Source organism: Pseudomonas sp. 58 R 12, from assembly GCF_900005865.1.
Classification (GTDB): Bacteria; Pseudomonadota; Gammaproteobacteria; order Pseudomonadales; family Pseudomonadaceae; genus Aquipseudomonas; species Aquipseudomonas tritici.
The window spans coordinates 346,351-365,088 of the sequence record NZ_CVTP01000021.1; the positions used below are offsets into that span (position 1 = coordinate 346,351).

At 62.0% G+C, this 18,738-nt stretch carries 16 protein-coding genes; 4 read left to right on the plus strand and 12 right to left on the minus strand.

What is annotated here, in order from left to right; all coding sequences use genetic code 11:
* Window positions 1–11: 11 nt before the first annotated feature.
* A complete protein-coding gene (locus tag BFP95_RS18870; protein ID WP_065910553.1) occupies window positions 12–512 on the minus strand; it encodes a CS1 type fimbrial major subunit in 501 nt (166 codons plus the stop codon).
* Between the two features lie 489 nt (window positions 513–1,001).
* Between BFP95_RS18870 and BFP95_RS18875 the strand changes: the two genes are divergently transcribed.
* Window positions 1,002–1,541 (plus strand): PadR family transcriptional regulator, encoded by a 540-nt coding sequence (locus BFP95_RS18875; protein WP_065910554.1) that lies wholly within the window; start codon window positions 1,002–1,004, stop codon window positions 1,539–1,541.
* A complete protein-coding gene (locus BFP95_RS18880; RefSeq protein ID WP_065872562.1) occupies window positions 1,538–2,305 on the plus strand; it encodes a siderophore-interacting protein in 768 nt (255 codons plus the stop codon). Before BFP95_RS18875 ends, BFP95_RS18880 begins: the two co-directional genes overlap by 4 nt.
* A 131-nt stretch (window positions 2,306–2,436) precedes the next feature.
* Here BFP95_RS18880 and BFP95_RS18885 read toward each other — a convergent pair whose 3' ends face one another.
* Window positions 2,437–3,063, minus strand: coding sequence for a Pr6Pr family membrane protein (locus tag BFP95_RS18885; RefSeq protein ID WP_065910555.1), 627 nt, complete (start codon window positions 3,061–3,063; stop codon window positions 2,437–2,439).
* A 4-nt stretch (window positions 3,064–3,067) separates the two neighbouring features.
* Complete coding sequence (locus BFP95_RS18890; protein ID WP_012722427.1) at window positions 3,068–3,301, minus strand: VF530 family protein; 234 nt, start codon at window positions 3,299–3,301, stop codon at window positions 3,068–3,070.
* A gap of 148 nt (window positions 3,302–3,449) precedes the next feature.
* Between BFP95_RS18890 and BFP95_RS18895 the strand changes: the two genes are divergently transcribed.
* Together BFP95_RS18895 and BFP95_RS18900 are read left to right on the plus strand one after the other, a co-directional pair.
* On the plus strand, window positions 3,450–5,468 hold the full coding sequence (locus BFP95_RS18895) for a TonB-dependent receptor (RefSeq protein WP_065910556.1): 2,019 nt from the start codon (window positions 3,450–3,452) through the stop codon (window positions 5,466–5,468).
* Window positions 5,469–5,921: 453 nt separating this feature from the next.
* Window positions 5,922–8,333, plus strand: a complete 2,412-nt coding sequence (locus tag BFP95_RS18900) for a glucose/quinate/shikimate family membrane-bound PQQ-dependent dehydrogenase (protein ID WP_065910557.1) — start codon at window positions 5,922–5,924, stop codon at window positions 8,331–8,333.
* A 288-nt stretch (window positions 8,334–8,621) separates the two neighbouring features.
* On the opposite strand, the gene BFP95_RS18905 is transcribed toward BFP95_RS18900, so the two are convergent.
* The 9 genes from BFP95_RS18905 to BFP95_RS18945 form a co-directional block, all read right to left on the minus strand.
* Window positions 8,622–10,958, minus strand: coding sequence for a putative bifunctional diguanylate cyclase/phosphodiesterase (locus BFP95_RS18905; RefSeq protein WP_065872575.1), 2,337 nt, complete (start codon window positions 10,956–10,958; stop codon window positions 8,622–8,624).
* Between the two features lie 210 nt (window positions 10,959–11,168).
* Window positions 11,169–12,341: an ABC transporter substrate-binding protein gene (locus BFP95_RS18910; protein ID WP_065872566.1), complete on the minus strand. Its 1,173-nt coding sequence runs from the start codon at window positions 12,339–12,341 to the stop codon at window positions 11,169–11,171.
* Complete coding sequence (locus BFP95_RS18915) at window positions 12,338–13,312, minus strand: CobW family GTP-binding protein (RefSeq protein ID WP_065872567.1); 975 nt, start codon at window positions 13,310–13,312, stop codon at window positions 12,338–12,340. Before BFP95_RS18915 ends, BFP95_RS18910 begins: the two co-directional genes overlap by 4 nt.
* Window positions 13,309–13,608: a hypothetical protein gene (locus tag BFP95_RS18920; protein WP_065872568.1), complete on the minus strand. Its 300-nt coding sequence runs from the start codon at window positions 13,606–13,608 to the stop codon at window positions 13,309–13,311. The genes BFP95_RS18915 and BFP95_RS18920 overlap by 4 nt, the downstream gene beginning before the upstream one ends.
* A 13-nt stretch (window positions 13,609–13,621) precedes the next feature.
* Window positions 13,622–14,371 (minus strand): SDR family NAD(P)-dependent oxidoreductase, encoded by a 750-nt coding sequence (locus BFP95_RS18925; protein WP_065880122.1) that lies wholly within the window; start codon window positions 14,369–14,371, stop codon window positions 13,622–13,624.
* 138 nt (window positions 14,372–14,509) lie between these two features.
* Window positions 14,510–15,271: an SDR family NAD(P)-dependent oxidoreductase gene (locus tag BFP95_RS18930; RefSeq protein WP_065880123.1), complete on the minus strand. Its 762-nt coding sequence runs from the start codon at window positions 15,269–15,271 to the stop codon at window positions 14,510–14,512.
* A gap of 10 nt (window positions 15,272–15,281) precedes the next feature.
* A complete protein-coding gene (locus BFP95_RS18935) occupies window positions 15,282–16,622 on the minus strand; it encodes an MFS transporter (RefSeq protein ID WP_049709816.1) in 1,341 nt (446 codons plus the stop codon).
* A gap of 33 nt (window positions 16,623–16,655) precedes the next feature.
* The gene (locus BFP95_RS18940) at window positions 16,656–17,534 is read right to left on the minus strand and encodes a polysaccharide deacetylase family protein (RefSeq protein ID WP_065880124.1); all 879 of its coding nucleotides are present in this window, start codon (window positions 17,532–17,534) and stop codon (window positions 16,656–16,658) included.
* Between the two features lie 11 nt (window positions 17,535–17,545).
* Window positions 17,546–18,738, minus strand: a 1,193-nt coding sequence (locus tag BFP95_RS18945) for an amidase (protein WP_065910558.1), incomplete at its 5' end; no start/stop codon positions are given.

The window sequence follows — 18,738 nt, forward strand, 5'->3', positions numbered from 1 at the left end:
GCACCGGGCCGTTAAGGCGCCGGAGCACGTGGCACGGCATCGAAGATCACCGTGTATTGGGCGGTGTAGAGACCGTTCTGGGTATCCGCCGGCTTGGCCGGCGTAATCACCAGGTCAGCCTGGGTACCGGGGGTGGATTGAGGGTCGTCGACCACCTCCTGAGGGGTGGCGGTGAGCACGACACCGTTGAAGGTATTGGTCAGCGCAATGCTGTCGCTACCGTTGTACAGCGCGGCCGACGTGGGGCCGCCCTCGATGTAGGCGTGTACCGAACCGTCGGTGTTCTTGACGTCATAGGTGGCGCGCAGGGAACTCAGTTCACCGCTGACCACGTTGTAGTTCATGGTCTCGTCCTTACCGAAGTTCGGGTCGCGAGGCTGGGCATGGAACTGCTTGGTGGGGATGGTCGCCTTGATGTTGATCGACGAACGCGCGTCATCGGCAGCAAAGGCCATGGAGGAACTCAATACGGCCGCGACCAGGGGTGCTGCGACGGCAATTTTCTTAAACATGGCTGAATACCTGTTTTCTAAACGTATAGGTTTTAGAAGCGATGAAAAGCGTCATTGGGGTTCGTGCTTTCCAACTACTTGCATTGACCGAACCCATGGCTCGATCAACGCAAACAAGTATCCAAAGGCCATCCTTGTAGGTAAGCAGGGCACTTCCTTAGTTGCTGTAGCCAAACAAATTATTTGCCATAGGAAAAAGATGGCCTTTTGCCAAAACTTTTCATTCAACTGTAAGGCAAAGACTACTTCGATTAATTTATGAAGAGCGATTAACTGTAAGAACCATATTACACGGCGCTCTAGTTCGAAACGTCTCTGTCACTTCAATCGCTGTAAGGCATGTCGCTGATTAATCGAGTCGTTATTTTAATTAATAGAACACTGCTCGAGTCCTGCCAGCCGAAAGGGGTTGACCGTTGGTCAGACGCGCTTGCCCTTAAGCAAAGATATATCTTAAGTTGTATCTTACCAAAGCGCAGAGCAGAGAAAATGAGAGAACATCACCCCCATCATCATGACCGTGACGGCTTCGACAAACGCCCCGGCCGCGAACGCAGTAGCCGTGGCCCGCGGGTCTTCGCACCGGGCGATTTGAAGCTGTTGCTGCCGGCGTTGATCGCCGAACAGCCCTGCCACGGCTACGACCTGATCCGTCAGATCGAAGGCCTGTTTGACGGCGCCTACTCCCCCAGCCCCGGCGTGATCTACCCGACCTTGAACTTCCTCGAAGAGAGCGAATTGATCACGGGTGACGCCGAGGGCGGGAAAAAACGCTACACAATCACCGACGCCGGTCGTCTCTTCTTAAGCGAGCAGGCGGTGGCCCTGGACGGCATTCGCATGCGCATCGACGTAAGCAAGCGTTCACTGCGCGGCCACGACCGCCCAGCGGAAATCCACGAGGCGGTGCATAACCTGCGTCATGCCCTGCATTCGCACCACGGGCGTTGGAGCCCGGAAGAAATTCTTCGTGTCGCGGCGCTGCTCAACGGCGCCGCCCAAGCCATTGCCGACGGGAAAGCAGAATGAATACTCAAGCCATCCATCGCGTTACCCACGAAATCAAACGTCGTCGCCTCGAGGTGCTGCGTGTGGTTGATATCACCCCACGCATGCGCCGCATCACCCTGGGCGGCCCTGAACTGGCGGGCTTTATCAGCCTGGGCAGTGACGATCACATCAAGCTGCTGTTCCCGCAGAACGCCGCTGAACAGGCCGCGCTGGAAAGCCCGAGCTTCAGCATCAAGGGCGACGGCCCGCAACCGGCCATGCGCGACTACACGCCACGGCGCTTTGACCTGAGCATTGGCGAACTGGATATCGACTTCGTGCTGCACGGCGATGGGCCTGCATCCACCTGGGCCGAGCAGGTGCAGGTCGGCCAGCACCTGTACATCGGCGGGCCACGGGGCTCGATGATCGTGCCGGATATTTTCGACAGCTACCTGTTGATCGGCGATGAAACCGCCCTGCCTGCCATTGCGCGACGCCTGGAAGAACTGCCGGCGGGCCGCAAGGTGTTGGCCGTGATTGAGATCGCCAATGCGGCGGAGCAACAAGCACTGCAAAGTGCCGCCGATGTGCAGGTGAAATGGGTGGTGCGTGGCCAGGACGATCTGCTCGACACCGTACAGAACCTGACGCTGCCGAGCGGTTCGCTGTACAGCTTCGTGGCGACCGAAACCAAGTTGTCGCGCCGGGTACGGCGAGTGCTGCTGGACACGCACAAGGTCAATGAGGAACACCTCAAGGCCGTGGGTTACTGGCGCGCCGAGGGCAGCGAAGACGAGTAACCCCCTCGAACACACTAAAGATCAAATGTGGGAGCTGGCTTGTCGGGCGCCGCATCGCTGCGATAGCGGTGCATCTGTCGACAGATTCATCGACTGACGCTCCGTCATCGCGGGCAAGCCCGGCTCCCACATTAGATTTGTGGTGGCTTCAGAAACCTGTCGAGCCCCACCACCATTAATGCAATCAGCACAAACCCCGCCAAAATCCCCCCGGCATTCACAAACACCTGTGGGTAACCGAGGGTCCCCACATCAATGAACGGGTACTGATACTGCCCGAGCAAATCCCCACGCAGCAGCGCATAGCCAAAATACACCAGCGGGTAAATCACCCACGCCGCGATGTGCCTGACGTGCAAGTTGCCCTTGGGCACACATCGCCACCAGTAGATAAAAAACAGCACCGGCATCACGTCGTGCAGCAACTCGTCAGCAATAAACTGGAAACCTTCAGGCTGCCACAGGTGCCGCAGCAGCAGGTTATAGGCCAGGCCCACCACCACGATGCTCACGGCGATGCCGCTGCTGACCTTGGGCCCGAGAAAAAACCGCTTCGCTGCGCAATCGCGATTCACCCACGCATAGCTCAACACCACCACCGCCAGGGTGTTGGTGAGCACGGTGAAGAAGCTAAAAAAGTTGACCAACCCGCCCATCAGGCTGGCGCCCGACTCCCAGCGCGAATAGAAAATCAGGTATTGCTGGATCGCCAGCCCCGTCCAACCGGCCAGCGCCGCTGCTGCCACGAACCGCTTCATGGGTTCAATCCAACGGGCGTTTGGTGCGCATCAGTTTCACGTACAACCCTTCGACTTTCTCCCGCGCCCAAGGCGTCTTGCGCAAGAAGGTGAGGCTCGACTTGATGCTCGGGTCACTCTTGAAGCAGCGGATATCAATACGCTCGGCAAGGCCTTCCCATTCGTAGTGTTCCACCAGGGTGGTGAGGACGTGCTGCAGGGTCACGCCGTGGAGTGGGTCGTTACTTGTCGCGGTCATGCCAGGCCTATGAAAAATGTGTTCACGAAGGCGCACACCTTATCACCCCGCCTGCTCGTTATAAAAAGTTCCCGCCTCCAACGAAAAAGAGATGTTATATTGTAACGATAAATCTCAAATCTTTTCGTCGTTTTCCAAGGAATGTCCGATGCCCCTCTCTTCTCTGTGGCGCTTGACCCCACTCGCCGCCGCCCTGTTGATCTGCTCCGAAGCCCACGCCCTGGAGTTGCAGCCCCAGGTCATCACCGGCAACCCTCTAGGCAGCGAACAGCTTGCTTCGCCGACCACCGTGCTGGAGGGCGATAACCTGACCCTGCAACAAAAAGGCAGCCTCGGTGAAACCCTGAACAAACAGCCGGGCGTGTCGTCTTCTTACTTCGGCCCGGGCGCGAGCCGGCCCATCATCCGTGGCCAGGATGGCGACCGTATCCGCATCCTGCGCAATGGCGTGGGTGCGCTGGATGCCTCTTCGCTGTCCTACGACCACGCGGTGCCGCTGGACGCGGTTAACGTCGATCGCATTGAAATCGTGCGCGGCCCGGCGGCGTTGTTGTACGGCGGCAGCGCCATCGGCGGCGTGGTCAACACGTTCGACAACCGTATCCCCACCGAGGCCATCGAAGGCATCCACGGTGCCGGTGAATTGCGCTACGGCGGCGCCGACACCACGCGCAGCAGCGCTGGCAGACTGGAAGCCGGTAACGGCACCTTTGCCTTGCACCTGGACGCCAATGCGCGGGCATTCAATGACCTGAACATCCCCGGCCAGGCGCGCAGCCGCCATGCCCCGGAAACCGACGATGCCCCTGGCAAAAACGGCCGCCTGGGTAACAGCGACGGCCGCCAGGACGGCGGCGCGGTGGGAGGTTCCTACACCTGGGATGACGGTTATGCCGGGCTGTCCTACAGCAACTACGACGCGAACTATGGCTCCCCGGCCGAAAAGGACGTGCGCATTCGCATGCAGCAGGACCACTACGCGTTCGCGTCGGAGATCCGCAACCTGCAAGGCCCGTTTACCTCGGTAAAACTTGACGCGGGCTACACCGATTACGAACACCGTGAAATCGAAGGCGGCGAAACCGGCACGATCTTCAAGAACAAGGGTTATGAAGCGCGCGTCGAAGCCCGTCACCACCCCATCGGCCCGTTCGACGGCGTGGTTGGCGCACAAGTGACCCGCAACGAATTCTCGGCCCTCGGTGAAGAAGCCTTCGTGCCGCAGACCGACACCAACGCCGGCGCGCTGTTTATCCTCGAAGAAATGCAGGCCACCGAGCGCCTGAAACTCAGCCTCGGCGGGCGCCTGGAACACACCAGCGTCGACCCGGATGCCAAGGGCAATGCGCGCTTCGCCGGTGCGGACAAATCCAATGATTTCACCGCCGGCAGCCTGTCCTCCGGGGCGGTCTACAGCCTCACGCCAATCTGGTCCCTGGCCGCGACCCTGGGCTATACCGAACGCGCGCCGACCTTTTACGAGCTGTACGCCAACGGTGCCCACGTCGCCACCGGCACCTACGAGCTGGGCAATGCCAACCTGAAGAAAGAAAAAGCCGTGTCCAGCGACCTGGCACTGCGCTTTGACAACGGCACCCACAAAGGCAGCTTTGGTGTGTTCTACAGCCGTTTCTCCAACTACATCGGCCTGCTGGGCAGCGGTCGCACACTGAACGATGAGGGTGAAGAAGACGCAGGCGGCATCCCTGAGTACAAATACTCCGGCGTGCGTGCACGTTTCGCCGGCTTCGAAGCCCAGGATCACTGGAAACTTGGCGAAAGCGCCTACGGTAAGTTCGCACTGGAACTGTCGGGCGACTACACCCGCGCGACCAATCTGGATACCGGTGAAGCCTTGCCGCGTATTGCGCCGCTGCGCTTGAACAGCGGCTTGTTGTGGGAGCTGGACCGCTGGCAGGCACGCATCGATGTTGAACATGCCGCAGGACAAGCGCGTGTGCCGGATAACGAGAGTGGCACCGATGGCTACACCACATTGGGCGCCAGCGCCGGGTATCGTTTCAACATGGGTGGCAGCCAGTGGTTGGCGTTTGTGAACGGTGAAAACCTGACAAACCAGACGGTGCGCTACGCCAGTTCGATCCTGCGGGATATCGCGCCGGCACCGTGCAGAAGCGTGCAGTTCGGCGTCCGCACAACCTTCTAAATCTCCCCCAATCCCTGTGGGAGCCGGGCTTGCCCGCGATACAGACACCTCGGTATTCCAGTTGCACCGAGGCGATGCAATCGCAGGCAAGCCAGCTCCGACACACACCCGTTCCCATCGCCTTTTGCAGCGACATTTAGTCACTGTTACCAAATCTGAAATGATGCATCTTGCGATTTGCGCTTTCTCTAACCGCGCACTCCCTTTATCCTTGCCCGCAATAATCTGAAACGTTTCACCTCCCGGTCGACCCCATCTTGCCGAATCATACCGCCCATCAAGACAGCGCTGTCTTACACAGACCTGCGCGTGGGAATAAATCGCCCGCATGTGGATAACCGTGCTTATCCCCAGAAAAACTGAATTAACGCTGAACCAAGCCCGTGTCGAATCGTCATCTACAGTGAAGAAACACGGGGATACATAATTCCAACGCAACGGAGAAACACAACTATGAGCACTGACGGTGCCTCAAGCCCAAGTCGCCTGCTGCCCAGGCTGCTAGGCGTCTTGCTGCTGATCATGGGCCTGGCCTTGCTGGCCGGTGGTATCAAGCTGACTATGCTCGGCGGGTCGCTGTATTACCTGCTGGCCGGTATCGGCATCGCCCTGACCGGCGTTCTGCTGCTGGCTACTCGCCGCGCCGCGCTGGGTCTGTACGCACTGGTGCTGTTCGCCAGTACCGTGTGGGCCCTGTGGGAAGTCGGCCTGGACTGGTGGCAATTGGTGCCACGCCTGGCGCTGCTGTTCGCCCTGGGTCTCGTCATGCTGCTCCCGTGGTTTCGCCGTCCGTTGCTGCGTGGTCAGCCTGCCCCGCTGGGCACTGGCGCACTGAGCGTTGCCGTGGTGCTGGCCGGTGCCGCCGCCATTGCCAGCCAATTCACCAACCCCGGTGAAATCAAAGGCCAGCTGGACCGCGACGCGGTACCGGGCATGGCCAACGCTGCACCGGCCCAGGCCGACGGCGATTGGAACGCCTACGGCCGTTCGGCCTTTGGCGATCGCTACTCGCCGCTGGCGCAGATCACCCCGGAAAACGCCCACAAACTGGTGCCGGCGTGGACCTTCCGCACCGGTGACATCCCTGGCGCAGGCGACCCGGGTGAAACCACCGCGGAAAACACCCCGCTGAAAGTCAACGGCATGCTCTACGTGTGCACGCCGCACAGCCAAGTGATTGCCCTGGACCCAGACACCGGCAAGGAAATCTGGCGTTTCGACCCGAAGATCACCACACAAGGTGCTGAAAGCTTCAAGGGTTGGGCGCACATGACCTGCCGTGGCGTGTCGTATCACGATGATGCCGCCTATGCCTCCGAGCAGAGCCCGACCGGCAGCGCCAGCCCGGCCGTCGCACCGAACGCCTGCCCGAAACGCATCTTCGTGCCGACCGCCGACACCCGTCTGATCGCCCTGAATGCCGACACCGGCAAGATGTGTGAAGACTTCGGTGACAAAGGCCAGGTCGACCTGCGTGCCAATATCGGCAGCTTCGCCCCCGGCGGTTACTACTCCACGTCGCCACCGGCCGTGACCAAGAACCTGGTGGTGATTGGCGGTCACGTGACCGACAACGTTTCCATCGACGAACCGAGCGGCGTGATCCGCGCGTTCGACGTGCACACCGGCAAGCTGGTGTGGAACTGGGACAGCGGCAACCCGGACGACACCACCCCGTTGGCCGAAGGCAAGACCTACACCCGCAACTCGCCGAACATGTGGTCCATGTTCGCCGTGGATGAAAAACTCGGCATGCTCTACCTGCCGATGGGCAACCAGATGCCCGACCAGTACGGCGGCGACCGTACCGACGATTCCGAAAAATACGCTGCCGGCCTCACCGCCCTGGACATCGACACCGGCCACGTGAAGTGGACCTTCCAGTTCACTCACCATGACCTGTGGGACATGGACGTGGGCGGCCAGCCTTCGCTGATCGACATCAAGACCGAAGCCGGCGTGAAGCAGGCAGTGATGGCGTCGACCAAGCAAGGCAGCATCTACGTGCTGGACCGCGCTACCGGCCAACCGGTCGTGCCGATCCACGAAGTGGCGGTCCCGCAAGGCGCAGTAGCGGGCGACCGCACCTCCCCTACCCAACCGAAGTCCGACCTGAACTTCATGCCACCGCCGCTCAAAGAGCGTGACATGTGGGGCGTGACGCCGTTCGACCAGATGCTGTGCCGCATCGACTTCAAATCCCTGCGCTACGACGGCCCATTCACCCCGCCATCGCTGCAAGGTTCGATCGTTTATCCGGGTAACTTCGGCGTGTTCGACTGGGGTGGCATTTCCGTCGACCCGGTGCGTCAGATTGCCTTCGTGAACCCAAGCTACATGGCGTTCAAATCGAAGCTGATCCCGGCGGCCGACATCGCCAAGCAAGGCCCACGCGTCAGTGAAACCGAAGGCGTGCAGCCAAACAAAGGCGCGCCGTACGGTGTGATCCTCGAAGCCATGCTGTCGCCAATGGGCCTGCCGTGCCAGGCGCCAGCTTGGGGTTACGTGGCGGCGGTCGACCTGACCACCCACAAAACCATCTGGATGCACAAAAACGGCACCGTGCGCGACAGCTCGCCGGTTCCGATCCCACTGACCATGGGCGTGCCTAGCCTGGGCGGCACCTTCACCACCGCTGGTGGCGTGTCCTTCCTCAGCGGCACCCTCGACCAGTACCTGCGTGCCTATGACGTGAAAAACGGCAAGCAACTGTGGGAAGGCCGCCTGCCAGCGGGCGCGCAAACCACGCCGATGACCTACACCGGCAAGGACGGCAAGCAGTACGTGCTGGTCATGGCGGGCGGTCACGGTTCCCTGGGTACCAAGCAGGGTGACTATGTAATGGCGTTCAAACTGCCGGATTAAGCAACACCGGCGGCAAGACAAAGGCGGCTACCCACGCAGGTAGCCGCCTTTTTTCTGCCCGATCCCATTGCGCCTTCCCGCCGCAACCCTCGCCGTCCCCGCCGTCCCCCGCCACACTCGCCATCCTCGCCCCCCCCGTAGCAGCTGCCGAGCCCTGGCGAGGCTGCGTTTGCGGTCTGCCTGACACACCGCAAACGCAGCCTCGCCAGGGCTCGGCAGCTGCTACGGGGCTAGTAGGCGTCGTTATGCGGTCGTTATGCGGTTGTTATGCGGTTATTAGGTGGTGGTTCAGAGCGGCAGCCGCTCACGGCGCATCCACATCTCGAACGCCATCACATTCAGCGGTCGGCTGATGAGGTATCCCTGGGCGGTGTCGCAGTTCCACAGCTTGAGCAGCTTCAAGCTGGGGGCGAACTCGACGCCTTCGGCCACTACCTTGAGGCCGAGGTTATGGCTCATTTCGATGGTGGAACGCACGATCACGCCGTCGCCACTGGTGCTGTTCAGGTTGCGGATGAACGACTGGTCGATCTTCAACTCCTGCACCGGCAAGCGCTGCAGTTGCGCGAGCGAGGAATAGCCGGTGCCGAAGTCATCCACCGACAGGCTGATACCGCAGCCGCGCAGTTGCTCCAACACGCTGAGCGCCTGTTGCGGGTTGTGCATGATCGCGCTTTCGGTGATCTCGAAAATCAGTTGCTGGGCGCCCACTTGGTAGTGCATCAGCAAGGCGGTGACCCGGATCGCCAGGTCATCATCGGCCAGGTCATCCACCGAAATATTCACCGACAGCTGGATATGCATGCCCCGCTGCCCCCACTCGCCGATCTGGCGGATGGCTTCTTCGATCACCCACAGGGTCAGGCTGCTCATGCTGCCGGTGCGCTCGGCCAAGGGGATGAATTCGGCGGGAGACACCTGGCCCAGGGTCGGATGCTGCCAGCGCAACAAGGCTTCAGCCTGGCATACATGGCCGTGCTTGAGGTCGAGCTTGGGTTGGTAGCACAGGAACAACTCGCCTTCGACCGCGGCACGCCGCAGGTCACGGATCAGGGTGATCTGGCGCTGGTGAGCCAGGTCGCGGTCCTGCTGGTAGATCTGCAAATGCCCCGGCAGGCTCGCCGCGTCATGCCGGGCAATGGCGGCGCGGCTGATCAACTCTTCCACCTGCTGGCCATCGGCGGGGTAAGCCGCGATGCCAATGCTCACTTCATGGCGCAGTTCGTCATTGCCGATGCGCTGGGGTTCGGTGAGCAGCGCATAAAGGCGATCGGCGCGCGACACGGCGCGGTCGATCTCGGTATTTTCCAGCAACAGCAGGAATTCACTGCCGGTGATGCGCGCGGCGGTGTCGCTGGCCAACAGGCTCATGGACAGGCAGCGGCTGGCTTCACGCAGCATTTCTTCCACACCGGCGGGGCCGAAACCTTCGTTGATCACCCGGTAGTTCTCGATCCCCACGTACAGTAAAACCACCGGCCGCCGAGCACTGATCGCACTGCCCAGGCGCTCCATGGCCAGGGCGCGATTGGGCAGACCGGTGAGAGGATCATGCAGGGCGTTATGGGCCAATTGCCGCTCGCGCATGGCGATGCCGCTTTGCATGGCATTGAACGCCCGGGCCAGCAGGCCAAATTCATCATGGCCGCGCACCCGCACCGGCGTGCGGTAGTCACCGGCGCCGATGCGCTCGGCGGCTTGCACCAAGGCGTTAAGAGGACGCGACACCCGCCGCGCCAGGAACAGCGCGCCAGCCAGCGACACCACCAGCACCGCCAGGGCAATCCCGAGGAACTGCCGGTCCAGGGGCGCGAAGGATTCCAGGGCGTGGTCCAGCGGGCTTTGCAGCAGCACACGCACCTCGTCGCCGTCACCGGAGTTGGCCAGCGGCAGTACCTGGCTGAGCACACGCTCGCCGTAGAACAGGTGGATCTGCGGCTCGGGGTTGACGCGCGCCTCGCGCAAAAGACTGAGGGTGGTGGCCTGGTACGCCTCGGGCTGGGTGCTGAATAGCGCACCGGGTTTACCGTTCTGCACGCTGAGGAAAGACACCTCAAGGCTGCTCATGGCGCGCAGTTCATTGGCAAACAACGTGTCCATGGGAAAGCCCATGACCACGCGTGCGATGGGCAGCGGGTCGAGCACTTCGTGTTGCACCAGCAAGTAAGGGCAACCGTCCATGGCCACGATCAGCATCTGCAAGCCGGTACGACGCGCGTGGCGCATGGCATCGTCATAAGGGAAAACCTGGCCACGCGTGAAGAGGGGCAAGGTGCTGGCCATGACGTTGCCATCCAGGCCCAGCACAAACACTTCGCTGGAGCGAATACCCGTGCCATGCCGGCGCAGGGCCGCGAGCATCGCCACGGTCTTGCCCTCGGCCACCGCCTGCCTGAACGGGCCGTCCACGGTGAGCCAGTCGAGGCCGTATTGAAGGCGACGCCCACGAAGTTCCAGCAAGCGTTCGAACACTTGGCTACCGGTTTTCAGTTGAACTTGCGCCTGGTTTTCCACGGCACGGGCGGTGGCGGCCTTGACGGCGAAATAAGTGGCGGCGACCACCACCAACAGCAAGAGCGCCAGCACGCTGGCAATTCGGGTTTGAAACGTATGGCGCCAGCGCAGTGCGGTGGCTTCTGGCAGCATTCGCCTCTCTCTGCCATTACGTCCCTTCGTCATAAGCGTTCCTGGCAAATGCTGACCCGGCGTCAAAAAAACATCCATTTCGCATGGATATTTGGTTTGCGCAGATTAACCGGGACAAAGCATAAGTGCACCCAATAAAACCGGGGACTTCACTGCCATTTTAATGGCGGTAAGCCATTGACCGACGACTTAGCCGCGAGCACGCATAAAATCCCCCCAACGCCGTACCAGGTAGTTGTGTTCATCCATCACCGAATTCCACACCGCAATATGCCCCATGCGTTGCTCATAGGAACCGCCGTCGCGCACTTCACCGATATCGATCAACGGCAGGCCATCGCTGCCCGGCAGCTCCTCTCGCGCAGGCTTGCCGGCATACCAGTAATCCCACTCGGCGCGGCTCAGATGGTCTCGGCTACGCGCCGGGTTGCCGATGTAGTAACCCTGGCGCGCCATCACCGCACCGGGCCAGCCGGACAGCCACCAATTCAGGTAGGCATACGCGGCATCCAGCACCGGCCCCTTCGCATGGCGCGACAATGACAAACCACCAAACCAGGCGCGATAGCCTTCGCGTGGCACCGCCAGGCGGTATTTCACCCCGGCGCGGTGCAGGCGCATCAAGGTCGGCGACCACAGGCTCTGGATATCGATGCTGGGGCTGAGCATCAATTGCGCGGCCTCTTCGTCATCGGACCAGAACGCCGCGAAGTGCCCCTCCTTTTGTTTGCGCACGAGGATGTCGGCCAGTACATCGATCTCTTCGATGCTCATGTTGCCGATGTCCTTGAAGCTCGCCAGCCCCGCGCCCTGCACTGCCAGCGCAGCGTCCAGCGCACCGATCGCAGCGTCGCTTTGCAGGGCGGTACGTGCGCGCCAGGCCGGGTCGAGCAACCAGCCCCAGCTTTCATTGCCATGGCAAAAACCTTCGGGCAAGCGCTCAGGACGGTAGGCGAAACTGTCGGCGTTGTGGGTCAGGGGCAACATGCTGATGCGCTCGGTGACCGTGCTGCCGAGGCTGCCGTCGTGCTGCACGAACAGCCGCTCGCTGGGCACGCTGCCGCTGCCCAGGCGGTCATCGGGCGACAGGCGCCCGCGCTTGGGCAGGTCATTGATCTCGTGCCATAGCGCGATGCGTCGGGTGTCGATAGGCTGGATGGCCCGGGCCGGCCACACGAAGTCGACGTTGTGGAACCACTGGTCATACAGGTCGTAGCTGTCGGGTTGCATCACCGCGATGCGTTGCGCCTGCTCGACGTCGTGCACCTGGTAGACCAGGCGAATGCCCAGCTCCTCTTCGGCGCGTACCCGCAGGCATTCAAGCAGGGTGACCGACGTGCCGAGAACGCGGAGTGTGATCATGCAGCGAACCGCCGCGAGAACGCTTCAAACGAACGCTTGAGCAGCGCAGGCTCGAGGCCACGCAGGATAAACACCAGGCGTGATTGCCGGTCGCTGCCCGGCCATGCAGGCAAATGCACCGGCGCATGCAGGCAATGCTGCACGCCATGAATGACGATGGGGGCGTTACTGGCGTTCACGTTGAGCAGCCCTTTGACGCGGAGAATTCGTTCGCCGTGGCATCTTAACAGCATCGACAACCATACCCCGAAACCCACCCAATCAAGAGGCTGGTCGAAGGTCAGGCTGCAGACTTGCGCAGCGCCGTGGGTGGCCGTGGTGGTGTGATGCAGCTGCCAGCGGCTGACTTCCATGGCGGGCTCGGCACTGCGCAGGCCTTCGCCCAGCAGCAGTTGGTCGCCGCTATGGATGTCATGGGTATTGAGGATCGGCGTACCGGCATTGAGCGCCTGTAAATGGGCGCGCAGTGCAGCGCAGTCACCCGCCAGATCAGTCTTGCTCAGCAGCAAGCGGTCCGCCGCCGCTACCTGGGCCAGCCATTCCGGGTGCAGGCGTTCTTGCAGGACGGCATGGCTGGCGTCCACCAGGGTGATCACCAAGCCAATATGAAAACGCCCGCGCAACTGCACGTCGTTGTTCAGGGTGGCCAGGATCGGCGCCGGGTCGGCCAGGCCAGTGGTCTCCAGGATGACCCGCTTGAACGCCGGGATTTCACCGCGCTCACGGCGTTGAAACAAGGTCAACAACGCCTCTTTCAACTCGCCACGGATCGAGCAACACACACAGCCGCTGGGCAGCAGCACCGTATCCGGCGCCACTTCTTCCACCAGCAGGTGGTCGATGCCGACATCACCGAACTCGTTGATCAGCAACGCGGTGTCGCCCAGGCTTTCACCCTGCAGCAGGCGCTTGAGCAAGGTGGTCTTGCCGCTGCCAAGGAAGCCGGTGATGACGTTGAGGGCGATGCTCATCGGGCTGTCTCCAAGTGCTCCAACAAACGCGGATCGAGGGGATCCAGTGGCTGGCCGAGCATGTTTTCGGCGGCTTGCCACAGTTGATCCAGACCGCTGGCCAGCGCCTGCTTGCCAGTGGCGCCGAGCAGCAGATAGGACGCGCCCTGGAAGTCTTCGACCTTGAGCCGGAACACCGCCAGCACCTGGTTGATCGCCGCGATCCGGCGCAGGCGTTCACGGCGCCGGGGTAACTCATCACCCAGGGGATCGCTCCAGTGCAAGTCCTCGCCGAGCAGTCCGCAGAGTCCGCACATGGCTACACCTCACTCATGGCATGACATCGCCGGAGTTCGGGCCCAGTGTCTGGCCAACGAACAAGTTGCCGCCGGGCTCGCTGGCCAGCAGCACCGCCACCGGCGCCACTTCATCGGCCAGGCCGAAACGGCCCAGCGGCAACTCCTTGGCCTTGGCGCGTTTCCATTCCTCACTGATACCGCCCACCAATGGCGTTTCAATCGGGCCCGGTGCGATGGCGTTGACCAGTACGTTGTCTTTTGCCACTTCCAGCGCCAGGGACTTGGTAAAGCCGATCACCCCAGCCTTGGCGGCGGCGTAGTGAGTCAACTCGGCGCCGCCCTTGATGCCCAGTTGCGAGGCGACATTGATGATCCGCCCCCAACGCTGCGCGAGCATGTGCGGCAAGGCGCGCTGGCTGGCGACGAACACACTGGTGAGGTCGACGCGCAGCATGTCGTTCCACATGTCGATGGTCAGGTCGACGCAACGCGCCTGGGTGAGCATGCCGGCATTGTTGACCAGGATATCGATACCGCCGAACTGCTCGACGCAACGATCAACACTGGCCTGGGCGCCTTCGACGGTGCCGACGTCGGCCAGGCATTCGAACACCTCGGCGCCAAGGTTGCGGCAGGTGATCGCGGTTTCGGCGAGGCTGGCGGCGTTGCGGTCGGCCAGCACCAGGCGCGCGCCTTCGGCGGCGTAGGCACGGGCGATGGCAGCGCCGATGCCACTGCCGGCGCCGGTGATGACGGCGCGGCGGTGAGTGAGTTGAGGCATGTAAATTCTCCCGAGACAAACACGGTTCTAATGTGGGAGCTGGCTTGCCTGCGATGGCGGTGGGTCAGCCACACATGTATTCACTGATACACCGTTATCGCAGGCAAGCCAGCGCCCACATTTTTAAATGGGGTGCAGTCAGTCGGGCCAGCGTACGGTCAGGCCGCCGTCGATGACGATGCTCTGCCCGGTCAGGTAGCTCGACGCTTCACTGGTCAAAAACTGCACCAGCGACGCGACTTCATCCGCTCGCCCTACCCGCCCCAGCGGAATCGCGCGCGCCGCCTTGGCCAAACCTTCCGGCCCCAGCGAGTTCTTTGCATCCAGCGACTGCGGCGTTTCAATCAACCCTGGAATCACCGCATTGCAACGAATGCCCAGCGGCGCCAACTCCACCGCCAGAGACCGGCACAACCCCGGCACACCGGCCTTGGCCGCCGCGTAATGGCTGTGTTCCTGCCAGCCATACACGCCACCGGCAATCGACGAAATCGCGACCAGCGCGCCGCCTTCATGCATATGCCGGGTCGCCGCGCGGAAGGTGCGCATCACCCCCGTGAGGTCGACGTTGAGCATCTCGTCCCACAGCGCATCGGTCATTTCCAGCAACGGTGCGCGACGCAGCAGTCCGGCGTTGGCCACCGCATAATCCAGTCGCCCGAAATGCTGTATGGCTTGCGCGGCCAGTGCGTCGACCGAGGCAGTATCGCCCACGTCCAACGGCAGCATCAGGCATTCGCCACCAGCGGCTTCCACCAGGCTGACGGTGGTCTGCGGGTCATGGGGATCAGCCGGGTAATACCCGCCCACCACCGCCACGCGGTGGCGGGCATAGGCCACGGCGAGGGCTTGGCCGATGCCGCTGGCGGCACCGGTAATCAAGGCAACTTTACGGCTCATCACTCACTCCTTACTGAACGGTTTCCGGGCGCACATGGCGCGCGGCAAACATCAGCACGCCAGACAGGAAGCACGGCAATGCGCCAAACCACAGCGCGGCGGTTTGCCAGTCGCTGCCGGCGGACAACACTTGGGTCGCACCAAAACCTGCGACCACCGCGCCGATCGGGCCCATGGCATGGATGATCGCGCCCCCCGTGGCGCGAATGCTGGTAGGGAAACTCTCACTGATAAAGAACAGCGCTGCCGAGTACGGCCCGATCAGGAAGAACAGGCCCAGGCTGTAGAGCCCGACCACCATCGGCATATTGCTCGGGCCAAACAGCATCCCGGCAAACGCCAGGCCGCCAAGCATCCAGCCCAGGCCGATCACGTTGCGACGGCCGATCTTGTCGCCCATCCAGCCGTGGCTGAGGTAGCCGCAGTAGCCCACCAGGTTCGACAGCACGAGGATGATCAGCGAGTTCTCGAACGAGATGTGGTGCACGCTGACAATCACCGACGTCCCGAGCACGCTGAACACCTGGATAGCTGCCCAGTTAAGCAACAGTGCAGCGCCAATCACCAGGGTGGCGCGGCGCGCCGGGCCACGGAAGGCGGCCTTGAGACCGGCCTTGCTGTGTTCGTCATAGTCCACGCCGTAGGTCACGGCGACATTTTGTGCTTCAGTCACCGCGCCGCTTTTACGCAGCTGGCTGATCCGTTCATGGATCTGGAACTGCGGACTCTCCTTGAGCTTGCGCGCCATGATCGCAATCACCAGCGCCGGGATTGCAGCGAAGATGAAGCAGCCCTGCCAGCCAATGATCGGCAGCAGCAACGCGGTCAACCCGGCGGCGATCAACGCACCGACCGGCCAGCCGCCCTGCACCAGGCTGTAGATAAAGCCGCGACGCTTGGTCAACCGCGGGTCTTCCGAGGCGCCATACAGCTCGCTCAAATACGTCGCGTTGACGGTTTCCTCGGCATAGCCCAGGCCGCCCAGCGACCGGATCAGAATCAGCGGCGACTTGCCCCACGCGCCGCCGATTGCAGTCAGTGCCGAGCAGAGCGCGGAACCTGCCACGGTGAAGATAATGCCTTTGCGCCGCCCCAACTTATCGACGACGGGGCCGATGGCAAAGGCGACCACCGCCGTGCCCACCGCTACCCAGGTCGCGATTTCAGCTTGCTCCACTTCCCCCCAGCCAAAATGCCGGCCGATCTCCGGTAGCAAAGTGCCGAACAGGATGAAGTCATACACCGCGAACACCCAGGCGAAAAACGCGATCCAGGTGGCGAAACGTACTTCCTTGGACGTCAGTTGCCGGGGTTTCCAGCCAGTCAGGTCAAGCTTGTTATAGATGGACATAATCGCGCCTCAAGGGGGGAGCAAGGGTGGGTGTCAGGTACGCGGTTGGCGGCGGATAAAGTCGTCGGCGATTTCGTCAAAGGTGACGAAGCGCACGCCGGCATGGCTCTGGATGTGTTCGATCAGCCGCTCAAGCATCAACAGCACTTGCGGGCGGCCGGAAACATCGGGGTGGATGGTCATGGTGAACACGGCGTGTTCGTGCTCGCGGTAGACCCAATCGAACTGGTCGCGCCACATTTCTTCGAGGTGACGCGGGTTGACGAAGCCGTGGCTGTTGGGGGCCTTTTTGATGAACATCATCGGCGGCAGGTCGTCGAGGTACCAATTGGCCGGGATCTCCACCAGGTCGGTTTCTTCGCCGCGTACCAGTGGTTTCATCCAGATGTCGGGGTGCTGGCTGTAATCGATCTTGGTCCAGCTGTCACCCTTGCGCACGTAGTAGGGGTGGAAGTCGTTGTGCATCAGGCTGTGGTCGTACTTGATGCCTTTTTTCAGCAGCAGTTCGTTGGTGACCTTGCTGAATTCCCACCATGGCGCGACGTAGCCAGTGGGGCGTTTGCCGGTGACCTGGGTGATCAGCTCGATGGATTTATCGAGGACGATTTCTTCCTGCTCGGCGGTCATCGCGATGGGGTTTTCGTGGCTGTAGCCGTGCACGCCGATTTCGTGACCGGCGTCGGCCACCGCCTTCATCTGCTCGGGAAAGGTTTCCATCGAGTGGCCGGGGATGAACCAGGTGGTGCGCAGGCCATAGCGCTCGAACAATTTGAGCAGGCGCGGCGCACCGATTTCACCGGCAAACAAGCCGCGGGAAATGTCGTCCGGCGAGTCTTCACCGCCATAGGAACCGAGCCAGCCGGCGACGGCGTCAACGTCGACACCAAATGCACAAAGAATGTCTTTAGCCATGATGAATCTCCTTAAACGTTAAGTACGGTTTCGACGGACAACGCCGCGCGCAGCAGGCGTGCGTCTTCTCCCGCCGGGGCACTGAGCAGCAGCCCGGTGGGCAGGCCCTGGGCATCGCGGCCGCTGGGCAGGGTCACGCCGGGCATGTCGAGCAGACTGCCGGGCATGGTCAGGCGCAGGGTGGCAAGGTTGGTTTTCACGAACAGGTCGTCGTCGGCTTCCAGCGGTGCCAATGCGGGCGCCACGTGGGCAACGGTTGGGGTGATGAGAATGGCGCCGTCGAGGTCATCGATCAGTTGCTGTTGCAGACGCCGACGCGCGTCGGTCAGGTGGATCAGTTGGCTGGCCGGCAGCGAACGCGCGGCTTCGAGGCGGCGGCGTACGCGAGGGTCGAGTTGTTCGGCGTCGCGGCTGTCGAGCAACCCTTGGTGCAGGGCGAAGGCTTCGAACGAGCCGAGCCAGCCGTGGTGGTTGATCAGGTCCAGGGTGGCCTGGAAGGTCGGGCATTCGCGCTCTTCGATCAGCGCACCTTGGGCCTTGAGTTGCTCGACTGCACGCAGCAGGTTGTTGCGCACAGCAGGCTCGACATCCTGTTGCGCCAATACGAAGCGTTGGCCCTTGAGGCTGCGGGCGCGGTGGGTTTGAGTGCGCCCATGCAGCAAATCGTCGATGGCCAAGGCGTCGCGCACACTGCGGGTCAGCGGGCCGAGGCTGTCGAGGGTGTGGGCCAGGGGGAATACGCCATCGCGGCTGTAGCGTCGGCTGCTGCTGCGATAACCGACCAGGCCGTTGAACGCCGACGGGATGCGGATCGACCCGGCGGTGTCGGTGCCCATGGCGATGGGAACGATCCCGGCCGCAACGGCCACTGCCGAACCGGACGACGAACCGCCAGGAATACGGGGTTGATCAGTGCCATGGGGGTTGTGCGGCGTGCCGAAATGCGGGTTCAGGCCCAAGCCTGAGTAGGCCAATTCGCTGAGGTTGGTCTTGCCCACACTGACCATCCCGGCGCGACACAACAGGCCCACAGTGGGCGCGTCGAGCAAAGCGGCAGGCGCATTGCGGCGATAGGCGGCGCCAGCAGTGGTGGTGCTGCCAGCCACATCGAACAGGTCTTTCCAGGCCAGCGGCACGCCATCGAACACGCTCAAGGGCTGGCCGGCGCGCCAACGGGCGGCGGCGGCGGCGGCTTCACGGCGGG